The sequence below is a fragment of the Schaalia sp. ORNL0103 genome, assembly GCF_019429565.1.
Classification (GTDB): Bacteria; Actinomycetota; Actinomycetes; order Actinomycetales; family Actinomycetaceae; genus Pauljensenia.
The window spans coordinates 285,640-301,554 of the sequence record NZ_JAHXSA010000001.1; the positions used below are offsets into that span (position 1 = coordinate 285,640).

The window sequence follows — 15,915 nt, forward strand, 5'->3', positions numbered from 1 at the left end:
CTGACCACGACAGAAGCGATGGGAGTAGCCGTGTCTGAGACGAAACGGGTCATTGACCTGACGATGCGCATGGCGCAGCGCTCGATCTCCTCGGAGTTCAAGGGCACCGCGCTCGGCCGCCTGTGGTCCTTCATCAACCCGATCGCCACGATCGCCGTGTACGCGCTGATCTTCGGCGTCGTTTTCCGCGGCGAGGCCGACAAGGGCGCGAACTCGGGCCTGTCCTCCTTCGCGCTGTGGATCGGCGTGGGCGTCATCGCCTGGAACTTCATGTCGAGCGGCATTCAGCGCGGCATGGATTCCCTCGTGGGTAACTCCGGCCTGCTCACCAAGGTCTACTTCCCGCGTCAGGTTCTCATCTACTCCTCGGTGCTGGCCCTGGCCTACGACTTTGCCTTCGAACTGGGCGTCATCATCCTCATCATGTGCATCGCCGGCGGCCCCGGCGTGCTGCTCATGATCCCCGCTGTCATCGTCATCACGCTGCTCGCGATGCTCTTCGTGATCGGGATGGGCCTGATCCTGTCGGTTGCCTCGGTCTACTTCCGCGACATCTCGCACCTGTGGCAGATCTTCAACCAAATCTGGATGTACGCCTCCGGCGTCGTCTTCTCGCTCTCGATGCTCAACAAGGTCCAGACCGACCTGGCGGCCAAGGGGTGGACCTGGGGAGGCGAGCCGCTCCCGATCGTCACGATCTTCCGTCTCAACCCCGCCGAGCTCTTCCTCGAGGCCTACCGCTCGACGCTGTACGGCTTCGCGATGCCGTCCTGGCAGGTGTGGCTCGGCTGCGCCGCCTGGGCCTTCGGCATCTTTGGCCTCGGCTCGCTGATCTTCCGCCGCTTCTCGGCACGAATCGTGGAGGAACTCTGATGACGAACGCGATTTCGGTGGAGGGCGTCTCCAAGCGCTTCCGCATCTACAAGAACCGCAACCAGTCCCTCAAGGGCGCGTTCCTGCAGCGGTCGCGCGCGCAGTTCGAGGAGTTCTGGGCTCTCGACGACGTCTCCTTCGAGATCCCGCAGGGCAAGACCTTCGGCCTGCTCGGACACAACGGTTCAGGCAAGTCGACGCTGCTTAAGTGCATCGCGAAGATCCTGACCCCGGACAGGGGAACGATCTCCTCGACGGGGCGCATGGCCGCCATGCTCGAGGTCGGCTCCGGCTTCCACCCCGAGCTGTCGGGCCGCGAGAACATCTACCTCAACGGCGCGATCCTGGGCATGAGCAAGAAGGAGATCGACTCCAAGCTGGATGCGATCATCGACTTCTCCGGCGTCGAGCGCTTCATCGATCAGCCGGTGAAGAACTACTCCTCGGGCATGTACGTGCGCCTGGGCTTCTCCGTGTCCATCCACGTTGAGCCGGACATCCTCCTCGTTGACGAGGTCCTGGCCGTGGGCGACATGGAATTCCAGAACAAGTGCATGGACAAGTTCGCCCAGCTCAAGGACCAGGGGCGCACGGTCGTCGTCGTGTCCCACGGCCTCGAGCAGATGCGCACCTTCTGTGACCAGGCCGCCTGGCTGGATCACGGCACGCTCGTTGATGTGGGCGCGGCCGCCGAGGTCATCGACACCTACTCCGACGTCGCTCACCACGCCATCGAGGTCGAGGGTGGCGGCACGCGATTCGGTAGCGGCGAGGCCATGATCGAGCGCATCGAGCTGCTGTCCGCGTCCGGTGAGCCCACGTCGCTCGTGTACCCGGGCGATCCCGTGCGCCTGCGCCTGCACTACCGCGCGAACGAGCGTATCGAGTCCCCGGTCTTTGGCGCCTCCATCGACACCCGCGAGGGCGTCTTCGTGTGGGGCCTGCACGGCATGGATGCCTGCTACGTGCCGACGTCGATCGAGCCTGGCACCGGTCACCTCGACATCGACATTCCGCGTCTGACTTTTAACCCGGGCGCATACACGATCTCCGCAGCTATCCAGAATCAGGACATGACCAGCGTCATCGATGCCCTGCAGAAGGCTCGCCGCTTCGACGTCCTGCCCGGACCGGGCATGGAGTCCGGCGGCCTGGTGAACCTGGGAGCGTCGTTCACGGACCTGACGCCCGCGCGCCCCATGCGCGACGTGCCCAGGCGTGGCGCCGCCGACTACGAGCACCTCGCGCGCATGCAGGCCCAGCAGGCCGACGCGCTTGAGAACGAGGACTGACGGACGCAACGGCGTTCGAGGCCGGGGCCCAGCGGTGTGATGCCGCCGGGCCCCGGCTTTTTGTTGAGTGGGTGGCTCAAACGCGCCCACGCAGTGTGAGGAGTGTCCTACACTTATAGGAGAACTGTTTTCCAGCGACAAGGCACTGTCATGGCATCGACGCCCACACTCGCCCGCCGCGCGCTCGCTCGCGCCCTCACCGCGGCCCTGGCCCTCGCGCTCATCGCCCTGCCCGCGCAGGCCCGCGCCGATGCAGGGGACGAGGCCACACCGCAGTCTGCAGCAGAGAGCTCCACCGCGGCCCAGTCCGCCTCGCCCGCCGCGCCGTCGGCTTCGCCGAGCCCCGAGGCCAAGGACGCGTCCGAGCCCGCGACCCCCAGCGCGAGCGGGGAGGACAGGGCGCCCAGTGCCTCGTCCGAGAGCGACGAACCCCCGACGATGGGCGCGCAGGACGAGACCGGACGGGGCACCTGGATGCGTGACTCGGTCGGCTGGTGGTGGCGGCGCGCCGACGGATCGTACCCGGCTGACCAGTGGGTGGGGATCGGGGGTAGCCGCTACTTCTTCTACGACAGTGGCTACATGGCCACCGGCTGGCTGCGCGACGGTGCCGACTGGTTCTTCCTGGCTCCGTCCGGAGCTCTCGTCGGTGGCTGGCTGCGCGACGGTGGACAGTGGTACTACCTGGATTCCGCCAGCGGTGTCATGCGTACGGGTATGACCGGCGTGGATGGCACGTGGTACTACCTGGACTCCTCGGGTGCGATGCGCACCGGCTGGGTACGCCTGGCCGACGGCTGGCATTACTTCGCGTCCAGCGGCGCCCAGCTGGGTGGCTGGCTGCGCGACGGGGGACAGTGGTATTACCTCGACCCGAACAGCGGAGTCATGCACACCGGCATGACCGGCGTGGATGGCACGTGGTACTACCTGGACTCCTCGGGTGCGATGCGCACCGGCTGGGTACGCCTGGCCGACGGCTGGCATTACTTCGCGTCCAGCGGCGCCCAGCTGGGTGGCTGGGTGCGCGATGGGGGAGAGTGGTATTACCTCGACCCCGACACCGGCATCATGCGCACCGCGCCCCTGGAACTGAACGGCCGCCGCTACGAGTTCGACTCCTCGGGAGCATGGCGCGGGTACGAGGCGCCGGCCGGCTACCTGCAGCCCACCGACCACATCACGGGCCTCGGGGATGCGACCAACACGCTCACCTGGGGCATGAACGGCACCAAGGTGCGCATCGTCCAGGTACGCCTCGGCCTGTGGCATGCAAACAAACTCGCCTCCGTCGACGCGCCCTTCGTCGCCGCCGTCAAAAACTTCCAGCAGCGTGCAGGCCTACCCGTCACCGGCGTCGTCGACAAGGCCACCTGGGATGCCATGGACACCGGCTACCCCTGGACCGTCGACCAGTACCAGGCGACGCCCCTGCCCCTGACGGCCACGCGCTCCGAGCGCGTCGAGGCCATGATCGGGTACGCGTGGAACCAGACCGGCTCCTCCTACACGTGGGGAGGGGCAGGCCCCTACGACCAGGGATTCGACTGCTCGGGCCTCGTCCTCCAATCCCTTTACTCTGCGGGCCTGGATCCCCAGCCCATCGACGTCATCAAGCACGCGTGGCCCTCCTACCGCACGTCGCAGGAGCTCTACGCGTACCCGCGCTTCCAGCACGTGCCCCTCGCCCAGCGCCAACGCGGCGACCTCATCTTCTACACGACGAGCGGCACCGTCACGCATGTCGCCATCTACCTGGGCGACGACATGATCGTCCACACCGACTGGATGGGGCGCCCGGCCCGCATGCAGCACATCACCGCCGGATACGGATGGGACCGCATGACGCCAGACGTCGTGCGCCCGCTGCCCTAGGACAGAAACAGAATCGGGCCGGCCGTGGAGTGTTCCCCGGCCGGCCCGTCTGTCTGAGATAGGTGTTCCTCAGCGCCCCAGAAGGCGACGCAAGATGCGCTTGGGCAGGGATGCCGTGCGACGCAGCGACTGCTGCAGGGACGAGCCGGCATCAAGCTGCTCGCGCAGGGCACTCACCTCTCCGCGCAGCTCATGCACCTGCTGGTGCAGGGCCGTCATCGTGTTGAGCATGTCGACGTGGACGAGATTCAACGACGAATGGAAACCCGAATCTACGCGCGCGAGTTCCTCGCGCATCCGTCGGTAGTACTCCGCCGACAGCAGCGCCTGGCCCAGGCGCGGGGATGAAGGATCCTCCGTCGCCAGCATGGCACGCAGGTAGCGGTCACGGATGTGCAGATTGTCCCACTTGTGCAGGTACGCGTCCGTGACGACGGAATTGCCCAGCGAGGCATCCATTGTGTCGCGGTGGTGCCAGTAGGCCAGAGGCTCCCCATCGACGAAGCCGACCGGGGAGGCAGCCAGCAGACGCAGGTTGAAATCCCAGTCCGCCTGCGTCTGCAGGGACCCGTCCCAGTGACCCACGCGGTCCGCAACCTCACGGCGGATCAGCTGAGAGATCGGGGGCGTGTAGTTCTCCACCATCATGTCCACGAGGGACAGGCCGTAGTTATCCGTCGACAGGACCTCGCGCTCGATCTCGATGCAGGTGCCGTCGGCGCGCACGCGCTCGCGGATGATCTCGCAGCGGGTGGCGACGCCGCCCGCCTCGGGGTGCTCGTCCAGGTAGGCGACTGTCTTCTTCAGGAAGTGCGGGTGCCAGGAGTCGTCATCGTCGTGGACCGCGTAGTAGCGGTTGTGTGACGCCGCCAGGCCCGACTCGAGCGCGGCCTCGCGGCCGTTCGAGACCTCGTTCGTGACGATCGTGATCTTCGAACGCACGGCGCTCTTCTGCTTCTTGACGATCTCGCGAACCTCGGCCTCGTCGCCGGCGTCGTTGACGATGACGACCTCGTAGTCGTCGAAGGTCTGAGAAGCGATCGATGCGAGGGCACGGGTGAGCATCGCCGGGCGATTACGCGTGCGCACGACGACGGTGACTGTTGCGCTCATGCAGTTTCTTCCTCTTCGGTCTGAGTGGTCGAGGCAGGCGCCTCCACCTGGCGGTTCCGCAGCAGGTAGATGGCGCTCGCCAGGGCAAGTGCGTATCCCAGGGAGGCTAGGCCCCACAGGGCCATCGGGCTCAGCGGCATGTCGGCCCACCACCACTGGATGTCACCATTCAGGTTACCCGGTGCGATCCACCCCATGTGGCGGATCGACAGCAGGCCTCGGACGTAGCGGGCAATCGTCGTGTGCATCGCAACCGCGTCGACAACGCTCAGGAAAAACACGAACATGACGATCTGGCCACGGGTTATCGAAGACTTCTTGACGGCGCAGGAGAGCCAGATGAGTAGCCACGTGCCCAGCAGCGGCAGGGCATAGCGGGAGTGGTATCCGCCGAGGTTGGGGAAGGTCGGAGGGGTCGCGATCAGCAGCGGGATACCCGCCATCGCACCGAAGACGACGAAGGCGGCCAAGATCTTGCGCAGGCTCATCGTGCGTGCCCCGTAGAAGAGGACCGCGCCCAGGACGAGGAGGCCAAGGATCGTCGTGTAGCCCGGCAGAGGAGTGTCGCGCCAGCCGGGGCCGGAGTACAAACCGATGAAGCCCGCGAAGTACTCGGGCAGGTAGCGGATGTTCATGATCGCGACCTCGATGCGCTCGCGCAGGGTCACCGAGGCCTCGGACTGGGCGATGTGACCGGACTGGCCGGAGCTAAGCATGCACCAGATGCCGATGACGCTCAGGACGGACGCGATGCCGATTTCGGGTAGGTGGCGGCGGCGGGCTGCCAGGATGAGGACGCCGAGGGAGGCGACGAAGACGTAGAAGGCGGCGTCGCCTCGCGAGCCGTAGCACAGCAGGGAGGCCAGCGCGCCCACGCCGAGGAGCGTCCAGCGGCGCCACCCCTGTGCGTTCAGCGCTCCGTAGAGAGCCGCTCCGTAGGTGAAGACGCCCGTGATCGCCCACGAGGAGGGGTTGTTGGAGGCGATGAAGTACAGGCCCATTGGCGTCCACGCGACGAGCGCGGCCAGCGCGGTTGCGCGGCGCACCTCGCGGGTCGACAGCGCGCAGACGGCGCCGATCAGCACCATCGCAATGCCAACGTTGATCGAGCGCATGATCCACACGGAGTGCTCCACGTTGTGGCCCGCGAACAGATGGTGGAACTGGTAGAAGCCGTAGGGGTACTGGCCGTCGTTGTATCGGTACGACGGGAACATCGTGTCGTCCGAGTAGTCATGGATGCACGCGTGCGATTTGTCGCTGCTGAAGGCCTCGCACTGCGCGTGGGAGGTGGTCACGGGGGCCATGACGTAGAGATCGCCGTCGATCGTGGTTGTGTCGCAGCCAGTGGACTCGATGGGGCGCGGGCACCACGTGGAGACGAGGTGGTAGTCGTCGTCCGGAGAGGAACCCGGAGGAGAGGCGAAGATCCAGCCCGTGGCCACGGAGAGGATACCGAGGGCCAGGATGACGAAGGCCAGGGGCCGCGCTGCGGTAGAGACGAAACGATCCCGCGCGGGAGCGAGGTGGTCGACGAGCGCACGTGCCATGAAATGAGCCAATCTGTCCGGGATAGGTACGTCTAATGTACACGAGTCCGGGCGTGGCCCGGCGGGTGCGAGTCCGCCCAGAGGCTAGAAAACAACGGGCCAGTGAGGCATACAGGTCGTCAGCGTGGCGTGAGCGGTCGTGGCCTCGGCGAGGGCCTGCGTGTAGGCGGGGTTCACCTCGGGGTTCTCACCGCGCTTAAGGGCCTCCTCGGCTCCCTGCTGATCGGCGAACTCGGGGATCGCGCCGGAGTCGAGGGCCGCGTTACGCTCGACGTAGACCGCGAGGGCAGCGAGGGCCTGCTGGGAGGTCTCGTCCGTGGCCGCCTGAGTGAGGCGATCGGAGTAGTCGTTCTTGAAGGCGGCCGCGAAGGCCTCCCACGCGCGGTGACGCTCCTCTGCGTTCGTTTCCCCCGAGCGCTTGGCCGCCAGAGACCTGTAGGCCTGGCCGGTCTCGGAGCCGTTGAGCGCCTCTGTGAAGATCTCGTCCATGGTGGCGCATCCGGGGGAGGCCGCGTGCAGGGTCGGCATCGCCGAGCTCGACGGCTGGCCGGGGTCTCCCGCGGAAACGGAGGCCGCGGGCGTCGACTGAGCGCTCTGGGTGTCCTCGAGCATGGAGCACGAGGCCGTGGAAACAGCGCACAGGGCGAGCAGCGCGAGCGAGGGGACGAGGCGAGTCACGAGAGGTCCGTTTCTGTTGGGGGATGCTTCCAATCTATCAGCGCGTGCGGCCCTTCAGGGTACCTCCAGCGTGGCGAATAGTGACGTATCCGACGGGTAAGTGGAGGTCAGTGGCGAGGAATGCGTGAGAACTACGGCATAATAGGGGCAGGAATAGGGTGAGTAACACCCTCGGACGCCTGCGGGCGCGCAAAGGAGAAGACCTCATGAAGATCGTTGTGACCGGCGGTGCCGGCTTCATTGGAGCGAATTTCGTTCACACGCTGCTGGAGGACCACCCGGACGTCGACGTTGTCGTCCTGGATAAGTTCACCTACGCGGGCAACCGTGCGTCCCTGACCGACGTGCCCGCCGAGCTCGCCGCTCGCCTGACCGTCGTCGAGGGCGACATCGCCGACGCCGACCTCGTGGATGGTGTCGTCGCCGGTGCCGACGCGGTCGTGCACTTTGCCGCCGAGTCGCACAATGACAACTCCCTCCTCGACCCCTCGCCCTTTATCCAGACGAACCTGGTGGGCACCTTCACCCTGCTGGAGGCCGTGCGCCGCCACAAGGTCCGCTTCCACCACATCTCCACGGACGAGGTCTATGGTGACCTCGAGCTGGACGATCCCGCGAAGTTCACGCCCACCACGCCCTATAACCCCTCCTCGCCCTACTCCTCGTCCAAGGCGGGCTCGGACCTGCTGGTGCGCGCGTGGGTGCGCTCCTTCGGTGTTGAGGCCACGATCTCGAACTGCTCGAACAACTACGGCCCCTACCAGCACATCGAGAAGTTCATCCCCCGCATGATCACGAACCGCCTGCGCGGTGTGCGCCCCCGCCTGTACGGCGACGGCCTGAACGTGCGCGACTGGATCCACGTGCGCGACCACAACACGGCCGTGTGGGACATCCTTATGAAGGGCCGCATTGGTGAGACCTACCTGATCGGCGCCGACGGCGAGACGAACAACCGCGACGTCGTTGCCATCCTCAACGAGCTGATGGGCTACGCCCCCGACGACTTCGATCACGTGACCGACCGCCCGGGCCACGACCTGCGCTACGCGATCGACAACTCCAAGCTGGTCACCGAGCTCGGTTGGGAACCCCAGTTCACGAACTTCCGCGACGGCCTCGCCGACACGATCGCCTGGTACACCGAGAACGAGGCGTGGTGGGCTCCCCTCAAGGAAGCCGTCGAGGCGAAGTACGCCGCCGAAGGACACTGAGTCCTTGGATCGCGTGACCCGAGACGAGGCCGTGCCTCGCCCCCGAGTCACCGTCCTCATGGCCACCTACAACGGTATGGCCGAGGGCGGGGCGTGGCTCGACGAACAGGTGGACTCCGTGCTCGCCCAGGTGGGCGTGGACGTCCGTCTCGTCGTGTCCGACGACGCGTCGAGCGACGGGACGCGTGCGCACTTGGAGGAGCGCGCCGCTGCCGACCCTCGGATCACTGTTCTGCCCCAGCGCGATGGTACGCCGGGCGTGACGGGCAACTTCCTGCACCTTTTTACGACGCATGCCCCCGACGGCTCCTACGTCGCCTTCACCGACCAGGATGACGTGTGGCACGAGGACAAGCTGAGTTCTCAGCTGGCCCTCATGGCCGATCGTGGGGCTGATGTCGTGTCATCGAACGTGACGTCCTTCCAGTGGCTGCCCGGCGGGGCGGTGGGGGAGCGCCGCCTCATTCGCAAGTCGCAGCCTCAGAGGGCCTGGGACTTTCTCTTTGAGGCCGCGGGTCCCGGCTCCACCTACGTCTTCAGTCCGAAGGCTCACGAGGCTCTCGTGCAGGTGTTGGACGGCCTCGACTACAGCGAGATTGGCGTGCATGACTGGTATGTCTACGCGCTGGCTCGCTCAATCGGCCTGATCTGGGTGATTGGCGAGGAGCCGACGCTTGAATACCGTCAGCATGGCGGCAATGTGCAGGGCGCGAACTCCGGCTCCGGGGCGCGCGACGCCCGCATGGCCAAGCTGCGGAACGGTTTTTATCGCAACCAGTTTATTCTGACTGCCCGCACCGCCCAGAAGGTCGGCACGTTCGACGAGCGCCGCGCGCGCCAGCTGTGCGCCATCCTGCGCGAGCTCGAGGGGCAGGGTGCCGCCTCGAGGCTGCGCTTCGCCCTGCGCTGGCGTCAGATCCGCCGCGACCGCATGGAGGGCCTCAAACTCGCTGCTGCGCGAGTCCTGGGCGTGTGGTGACCCTCTACCTCTGATAGGTGACGAGCCCGCCGTCCACGTCCTCCGTCGCCAGGATCTGCGTCAGCCTATCCGGCGAGACGGCGTGCGGATCAATGATGACGACAGAACGTCCCTGCATCCACTGATCCAAGACCTGGCCCGCACCCGTACGCGCATCCCACAGCAGCGCGACGCGGCTTCCCTGAACCGGAGCCGACGGGCGGGTCCCAGCCAGTGCCTCGTCGCGGGCTTGGACGAGCAGCGGGGGAGTGTCGACGACGAGGGCATCCGGCTGCATGGCGATTTCCGCGAGGCCGTCGAGAGCTCCATCCAGGGGACCATCCCATGCGAACGACAGGTACTGCGCGGGTTGCGCGAGCACGTGCGCCCCGGCGCCCAGCGCGTCGGATGCTTCGGAACCGAGAATATTCGTGACGAAAAGGTCTCCGGGGAGCGGACGTCGCGTATCGAGAACCTCCCATCCCATCGCCCGTGCTGCGATCTGCCAGAGGGTGTCCTGCCAGGGCTGAAGCGTCGTGTAGATACGTGTTGGTGTCGCTTCGCCCGTGCCGAACAGATCGGCCGCAAGTTCGTTTGTCAGGTAGTTCGCGATCTTCGCTAACCACCGGCTGACCACGGGTCCTCCCAGTTCAACCCGCTCCTGGCCGTATTGGGTGAGTGCTGGACCTGACCATCCGTTAATCACTGTGATACAGTGGGTGAGCCTGCTCATAGTTTCTAAGGACTTATTGTTCATGGTTTCAAGTATATCGAAGGTCCCAAGCGACCCAAGTACTTAGTAACTGTGAAGTCCTTGAAATAGGGCACTGTTTTACCGATGGGTCAAGTGCTACGGAAAAGGTCTCAATATCGCGAAACGGCTTGACTTCCGACAACGACACGCGTGTAATTCTCGTATTGATCGATTCGTTATAAGGAGCTCCCGCAATGTGGAACATCTTCGGTGACGGACCCCTGGAGTGGTCCGAGGATGCCGACGCGGCGCAGTACGCCCGCATTGACGGCCCCCTTGCGTGGCAGCAGCACGCCCTGTGCGCGCAGACGGATCCTGAGGCGTTTTTCCCCGAAAAGGGTGGCTCCACTCGCGAGGCTAAGGCCGTTTGCCAGGCCTGCCAGGTGCGCGAAGAATGCCTGGAATACGCGCTGGCTAACGACGAGCGCTTTGGTATCTGGGGCGGCATGTCCGAGCGCGAGAGGCGGCGCTTGCGCCGTATGGCCGGTTGAGTCCGACGCAGCGTTCCGTCGGTGCGATCCTTGTCACAAGGGGGGAAGCGCCGCTGACCCAGTCCGTTTTGCGGGCCATCGAGAAGCAATCGGTGGCCCCGCATTCGTTGACCATCATTGACGTCGCAGGGCGCCACGTCACACCTTTCCCCGCTGATCGAGTTCCCGACGGTGCCGAGCTCGTGCGCGTCGGCCGCGCCCGCAACCTCGGCGACGCGATTCGTCGCGCCCACGCGCAGGGTGCCCGCTTTGCGTCGGAGCAGTGGTGGTGGATCCTGCACGAGGACAGCGCCCCCGAACCCGAGTGTCTTGACGAGCTCATCCAGACCGCCGCCGTCGGTAAGACCGTCGGAGCTGTCGGCGTCAAGCAGATGAGCTGGGACGGCAGCCGTCTCCTTGAACTCGGAATCTTTGCTACGGCCAGCGCCCGCCGACTCGAGCGTATTGGTGACGACGATATCGACCAGGGCCAGCACGATGGCACGAGCGACGTCCTCGGCGTCGGCACCGCCGGTCTGTTCATCAGTGCCGAGGCCTACGAGGCAGTCGGCGGATTCGATCCCGCGCTCGGCCCCTTCGGTGATGGCCTCGACCTAGGGCGGCGCCTGCACCTGGCCGGATATCGCGTGATTGTGGCCCCCAAGGCGCGCGTGCGTCACGCCCGCGTCTCCCTCTACTCCGGCCTCGACGCCGCTTCGGACACGGACCACAGTGAACCGACCGGGGATGTCTCCGATGCCCTCGTCGACGGCAACGATGCGACCGATGGATCGTTCCGCAAGCGCCGCTACGCCCAGATGTACAACTGGTGCAAGGCAGTGCCCGCCCTCATCCTGCCGTTCCTGGCGCTGTGGCTCATCGTGTGGAGCCCCGCCCGCGCCCTCGGACGCATCCTGACGGGCCGTGCCTCGCTGGCCCTGCCCGAAATCGGCGCCCTCGTCTCCCTGATTGGCGCGACCCCGCGCCTGCTGGCGGGGCGTGCACGCGCAGCTAAGTCGCGCCGCGTTCCCCGTTCGGCCCTGCGCGCGCTTGAGACGGCTCCCGCCCTGCTGCGCAAGGAACCCGCAGGCGTGGACGAAGATGAGCGCGGAGAGCGGATCGATCCGCTGGTTGTTGCCTCGATGCGGCGCTACCGCTTCCGCTCGGCATCAACTGCCCTGGGGCTCCTCATCCTGACTGCCGCCCTGGCACTCATGCAGTGGTGGGGGACGGCGGGGGGCCTCGTGGGTGGCGCGTGGGTGTCCCTGCCCTCCTCGTGGTCCGAGCTGTGGGCCGCCGCGTGGTCTGCGTGGATTCCGGGTGGTGACGGGTACGCCGGCGGGGCTGATCCGCTGACGATCCTCATGGCGATTCTCAGCGCTCCGTTTGTACCCATGGGCATCACCCCGGGAGCGATTGCTACCTTCCTGCTTGTCGCATCAACGCCGATCGCCGCGATGGTGGCATGGATTCCCTCGCGGGTGCTCGCCTCGTCGCTACGCGTCCGCTTCCTCGTGTCCCTTGCCTGGTCACTCGCCCCCTCCCTGCTCATGAGCGCCACGCACGGCGTTCTCGCAGCGACCCTCGCGCACGCGGCCCTGCCGGTCTTTGTTGCCTACTGTGTGGGTCAGCCGAAGCCTCTGCTGGTAGCCGGTGCCGGCGGCGTCGATGAGGCCCCGCTGCGTCCGCGTGGAGTCAACGGCGGATGCGCCGCTCTTGCCCTCGTCGTTCTGGCCTGCTGCGCTCCCTGGACACTCCCGCTGGGTGCGGGTGTGCTGGCGTGGCGGTCGCGTCGGTCTCTCCTCGTGGCACTGCCCGCCGTCGTCCTCCTCGTTCCCACCTACGTCTCGATCGTGGCGCGCCCCTCGGCATGGCCGGCGCTCGCCTCGACGAGCGGGGGAGTGCACGCCTACACGCGCGCCGACTCGTGGATGGCGATGCTCGGCATGCCCGCCGCGCCGTCAACGCCCCTCGAGGCTGCTGCCCTGGGCATTATCGGTGCCGGCGTGATTGCCGCCGCGGGCATTGCTCTCCTGCGCCTGCGTACTCGCTTCGCTGCGCTCGCCTTCTGCGGAGCCCTCGTGGCCGCGGCGGCCGGCTGGGCAGCCGCACAGATCGGCGTGGGAATCTCTGGGGCGTTCGTCGCTCACGCATGGACCTCCCCCGCGTTGTCCCTGTCTGTCGGTGCCCTGCTCGTGCTCGCCGCCCGATCTGGTTCGGGCAACGAAGATGAGGCCGAGGATGCTCGCCCCGCATGGGACGGCTCGCATCCCTTCACCGTGCGAGCGCTCGGCGCCCTGAGCGCGCTCGTTCTGCTAGGAGCAGGAGGAGGCGCGGCGGCCTCCGCCTTCGCCGCACGTGGCGACGCAGCGGACACCCCGACCTTCACGCTCGCGCAGCGCTCGACCGTTTCCCCGATGTCCTCGCCGATCGTCTCCGCTGTCGCCTCGCAGGCTCAGCGCTCGACGCGCGCGGGACGCATCCTCGTCCTCGACGGCGACCCCACGAACGGCACAGTCAACGCGTTCCTGTGGCGCGGTTCGGGCCCCTCCCTGACCGATGGGTCGCCGGCAACGCGCGCCCTCGCCCTCGCTCAGGCTCGCTCGGGCGCTGCGGAAGGAGTCCTGCGCGACCCCGCGACGTCGTCACTTGCTCAGGCGGCCTACACGCTCGTCGTCTACCCCGATGACGAGACCGTGGCGACCCTGGCCGCCCACGATATCGACACGATTCTGGTGCCCCTGGGCGCCAGCGGATCCCAGGCCCTGACCTCCGGACTCGACCGCGCCTCCGGCCTCGAAAAGGTCGGCGACACGAACTCGGGCACCGTCTGGCGTGTGCGCCCGGGCGGCGTGACCCCATCGCGCGTCCGCGTCGAGTCGGCGTCCGGCGTCACTACCCCGGTCGGCGGCAGCCAGCTCAGCGTCAGAGGAGACGTTGATGCGAGCGGCACCCTGATCCTCGCCGAGCGCGCCGACTCCGGATGGCGCGCATCCGTCGACGGCACCGCCCTGGCCGCCACTGAAGCAGCCGACGGATGGTCTCAAGCCTTCGAGATGCCTACCGCAGGGCACCTGACGCTCACTTACAGCGCGTGGTGGATCATCCCCTGGCGGATTGCCTCTGGCGTGTGCCTGGTCGTCGCCGCAGCAAGCGCCCTATCCGCGTGGAGGAAGAGATGACGAAGCGCCCAGCCAACTCCCTGACCACCCTGATGGGAGCGGGGATCGCCGCTGCGGTTGTGGCCTCGGCGTCCATGTGGGTGTCGTCTGCTCCTGCCATGGTGGAAGGTACTGCGCAGAGCGCGCACCCCTCACAGGTCCAGCTCGCTTGCCCTTCCGGCATTGTCAATCCCTTTGAGACCACGAACGTCGCGGCGGGCACCACCTGGTCCTCGCTGGCGACGGCTCCCGTATCTCCCGCACCCGCTTCTGTCACAGGGCAGGGCGGTGTCATCCCGACGGCCCTCACCCTCGCCGGTCAGGGCGGCGGTGAACTCGCCGGCCTCAGCGCCGTCGGCTGTGCGGCCGCTCGCACATCTCAGTGGATCGCGACCGGCGCGACCACCGCGGGTGCCGACATGGTCCTGATCCTGTCCAACCCCGGCCCCACAGCCTCGGTCGTCAGCATCGATGGGTACGGCGCGTCGGGGCCGCTCAACGCAGCGCCGCGTCAGGTGACAGTCCCCGCACGTTCCTCGGCCTCGGTGCTGCTCGCCGGATGGTTCCCCGACGAGAGCGCACTGGCCGTGCATGTGACCGCCGACGGGGGAGGGGTTGCCGCCTGGGCGCAGGCCTCCCTGATGAACGGTGAAATCCCGCAGGGCACCACCCTGGCGTCCGCGGTCGTGCCCGCAACCACGCAGACCGTCCTCGGCGTGGACCCGAAGGGAACCTCCCTGCTGCGCCTTGCCTCGCCGTCGGGAGATGCCCACGTGAGCGTCTCCGTCGCCGATTCGACCGGCGTGCACCCCTTGGCTGGAGGCGAGGCGACGGTCGCCGAAGGCACGACCCTCGACATGCCCCTCGACGGCGCGTCCAGCGACTCCAGTCCGATCACGCTCATCGTGACCTCCGATCGCGAGGTCGTGGCTCAGACGACGACAATCACCCTCGGTGCGCCGTGGGCGCAGCGAGCGAGTGCCTGGATCATGCGGTCCAACGCGACTCCCGCCACAGCCCTGACTGAGGCGACTATTCCCGGCGCCACCCAGATTGAGGGCATGGGACGCCAGGTCCTCTCCACGACGCCGATCCGTGCCACTTCCCTGGCCACCAATTCGGGCGTCACCAACGTGCGTGCGAGCCTCCTGCTCTACGCACCCGCGGACGCCCAGGCCTCGTCGAATGATCAAGGCGTCGCCTCATCGGATGCCCCCAGTCCGAGCGCAACCCCTGACATCTGGGCCTCACCCTCGCCGAGCGGTGGGCAGTCCGGGACGAGCCAGTCCGGCGCCGATCAGGACCCACAGTCGAGCGGTACGTCTGCTTCCACACCCGGAGCGGTCGCCGTGCGCGTGGGCGGGCGCACCATCTACGTTGCACCCGGGATCCCCACCCTCGTGGACCTGCCTGACAACGGTGGAACCCTCAGCGCGGACTCTCCGATCCAGGCGGCTATCGTCGTCTCTGCGGACACAGCTGTGGGTCGCATGACCACGACGTGGAACGTGGGTACAGAAGGCATCAGCGCCGTCAGCGGCGCCATCCGCACCACCAACTGAAGCGCCGCTCAGTGCATCGCGTCGTCGATCTCGTCCGGCGGCAACGCCAGGATGTGGCTGATGCGCTCGATCAATACCCTGCGCGTCATAACCGCGACCTCCTCCGGGGCGCACCGTAGCGTGATCGGCAGGCGATAGACGACGATACGATCGTGCAGACCGCGACGCCGATCCGCCGGGAAAATACGCGCGACGACGACGTTGTGAGACTCCCAGGGAGCAGGATTCGACGGGGGAACATCCTCGACCGCAAACTCGATCGTGGCCACCTGCGGCCATCGACGAATGAGCTCGGTGACGAGTTCGCCGACCATCAGATCGAAGTCCTCACGCCGCGTCCTCCACGCCGGAGTTCCCGGGAAAAATAGGGGACCGCGCGGACCGCGGCCGTGGCGGTCGCGACTCGAGACATGGC

The 15,915-nt window shown here is 66.8% G+C and carries 13 protein-coding genes; 8 read left to right on the forward strand and 5 right to left on the reverse strand.

Features of this window, described 5'->3' with window-relative positions:
* The first annotated feature begins 30 nt into the window (after positions 1-30).
* From JJJ16_RS01295 to JJJ16_RS01305, 3 genes are all read left to right on the forward strand, one after another.
* Complete coding sequence (locus JJJ16_RS01295; RefSeq protein ID WP_318836507.1) at positions 31-873, forward strand: ABC transporter permease; 843 nt, start codon at positions 31-33, stop codon at positions 871-873.
* On the forward strand, positions 873-2,165 hold the full coding sequence (locus tag JJJ16_RS01300; protein ID WP_219751082.1) for an ABC transporter ATP-binding protein: 1,293 nt from the start codon (positions 873-875) through the stop codon (positions 2,163-2,165). The genes JJJ16_RS01295 and JJJ16_RS01300 overlap by 1 nt, the downstream gene beginning before the upstream one ends.
* A gap of 150 nt (positions 2,166-2,315) precedes the next feature.
* The gene (locus tag JJJ16_RS01305; RefSeq protein ID WP_219751083.1) at positions 2,316-4,040 is read left to right on the forward strand and encodes an NlpC/P60 family protein; all 1,725 of its coding nucleotides are present in this window, start codon (positions 2,316-2,318) and stop codon (positions 4,038-4,040) included.
* Between the two features lie 69 nt (positions 4,041-4,109).
* Here JJJ16_RS01305 and JJJ16_RS01310 read toward each other — a convergent pair whose 3' ends face one another.
* The 3 genes from JJJ16_RS01310 to JJJ16_RS01320 all read right to left on the reverse strand — a co-directional run bounded on the left by JJJ16_RS01310 (position 4,110) and on the right by JJJ16_RS01320 (position 7,381).
* On the reverse strand, positions 4,110-5,153 hold the full coding sequence (locus JJJ16_RS01310) for a glycosyltransferase family 2 protein (protein WP_219751084.1): 1,044 nt from the start codon (positions 5,151-5,153) through the stop codon (positions 4,110-4,112).
* The gene (locus JJJ16_RS01315) at positions 5,150-6,703 is read right to left on the reverse strand and encodes a DUF2142 domain-containing protein (protein WP_219751085.1); all 1,554 of its coding nucleotides are present in this window, start codon (positions 6,701-6,703) and stop codon (positions 5,150-5,152) included. The genes JJJ16_RS01310 and JJJ16_RS01315 overlap by 4 nt, the downstream gene beginning before the upstream one ends.
* Positions 6,704-6,787: 84 nt before the next feature.
* Entirely contained in the window at positions 6,788-7,381 is a 594-nt protein-coding gene (locus JJJ16_RS01320; protein ID WP_219751086.1) for a hypothetical protein, read from the reverse strand.
* 206 nt (positions 7,382-7,587) lie between these two features.
* On the opposite strand from JJJ16_RS01320, the gene rfbB reads away from it, so the two are divergent.
* Together rfbB and JJJ16_RS01330 are read left to right on the forward strand one after the other, a co-directional pair.
* Positions 7,588-8,595, forward strand: a complete 1,008-nt coding sequence (rfbB, locus tag JJJ16_RS01325) for a dTDP-glucose 4,6-dehydratase (RefSeq protein ID WP_003794562.1) — start codon at positions 7,588-7,590, stop codon at positions 8,593-8,595.
* 4 nt (positions 8,596-8,599) lie between these two features.
* A complete protein-coding gene (locus tag JJJ16_RS01330; RefSeq protein WP_219751087.1) occupies positions 8,600-9,574 on the forward strand; it encodes a glycosyltransferase family 2 protein in 975 nt (324 codons plus the stop codon).
* A gap of 4 nt (positions 9,575-9,578) precedes the next feature.
* Here the strand turns inward: JJJ16_RS01330 and JJJ16_RS01335 are convergent, their stop codons facing one another.
* On the reverse strand, positions 9,579-10,190 hold the full coding sequence (locus JJJ16_RS01335) for a hypothetical protein (protein WP_219751088.1): 612 nt from the start codon (positions 10,188-10,190) through the stop codon (positions 9,579-9,581).
* A 311-nt stretch (positions 10,191-10,501) separates the two neighbouring features.
* Here JJJ16_RS01335 and JJJ16_RS01340 point away from each other — a divergent pair, with 311 nt between their 5' ends.
* The 3 genes from JJJ16_RS01340 to JJJ16_RS01350 are packed head-to-tail and all read left to right on the forward strand — an operon-like array spanning position 10,502 to position 15,500.
* A complete protein-coding gene (locus JJJ16_RS01340; RefSeq protein ID WP_003793312.1) occupies positions 10,502-10,798 on the forward strand; it encodes a WhiB family transcriptional regulator in 297 nt (98 codons plus the stop codon).
* Positions 10,795-13,959, forward strand: coding sequence for a glycosyltransferase family 2 protein (locus JJJ16_RS01345; protein WP_219751089.1), 3,165 nt, complete (start codon positions 10,795-10,797; stop codon positions 13,957-13,959). The genes JJJ16_RS01340 and JJJ16_RS01345 overlap by 4 nt, the downstream gene beginning before the upstream one ends.
* Positions 13,956-15,500, forward strand: a complete 1,545-nt coding sequence (locus tag JJJ16_RS01350; protein WP_219751090.1) for a DUF5719 family protein — start codon at positions 13,956-13,958, stop codon at positions 15,498-15,500. The genes JJJ16_RS01345 and JJJ16_RS01350 overlap by 4 nt, the downstream gene beginning before the upstream one ends.
* Positions 15,501-15,508: 8 nt before the next feature.
* Here JJJ16_RS01350 and JJJ16_RS01355 read toward each other — a convergent pair whose 3' ends face one another.
* A complete protein-coding gene (locus JJJ16_RS01355; protein ID WP_219751091.1) occupies positions 15,509-15,814 on the reverse strand; it encodes a metallopeptidase family protein in 306 nt (101 codons plus the stop codon).
* Positions 15,815-15,915: the final 101 nt, after the last annotated feature.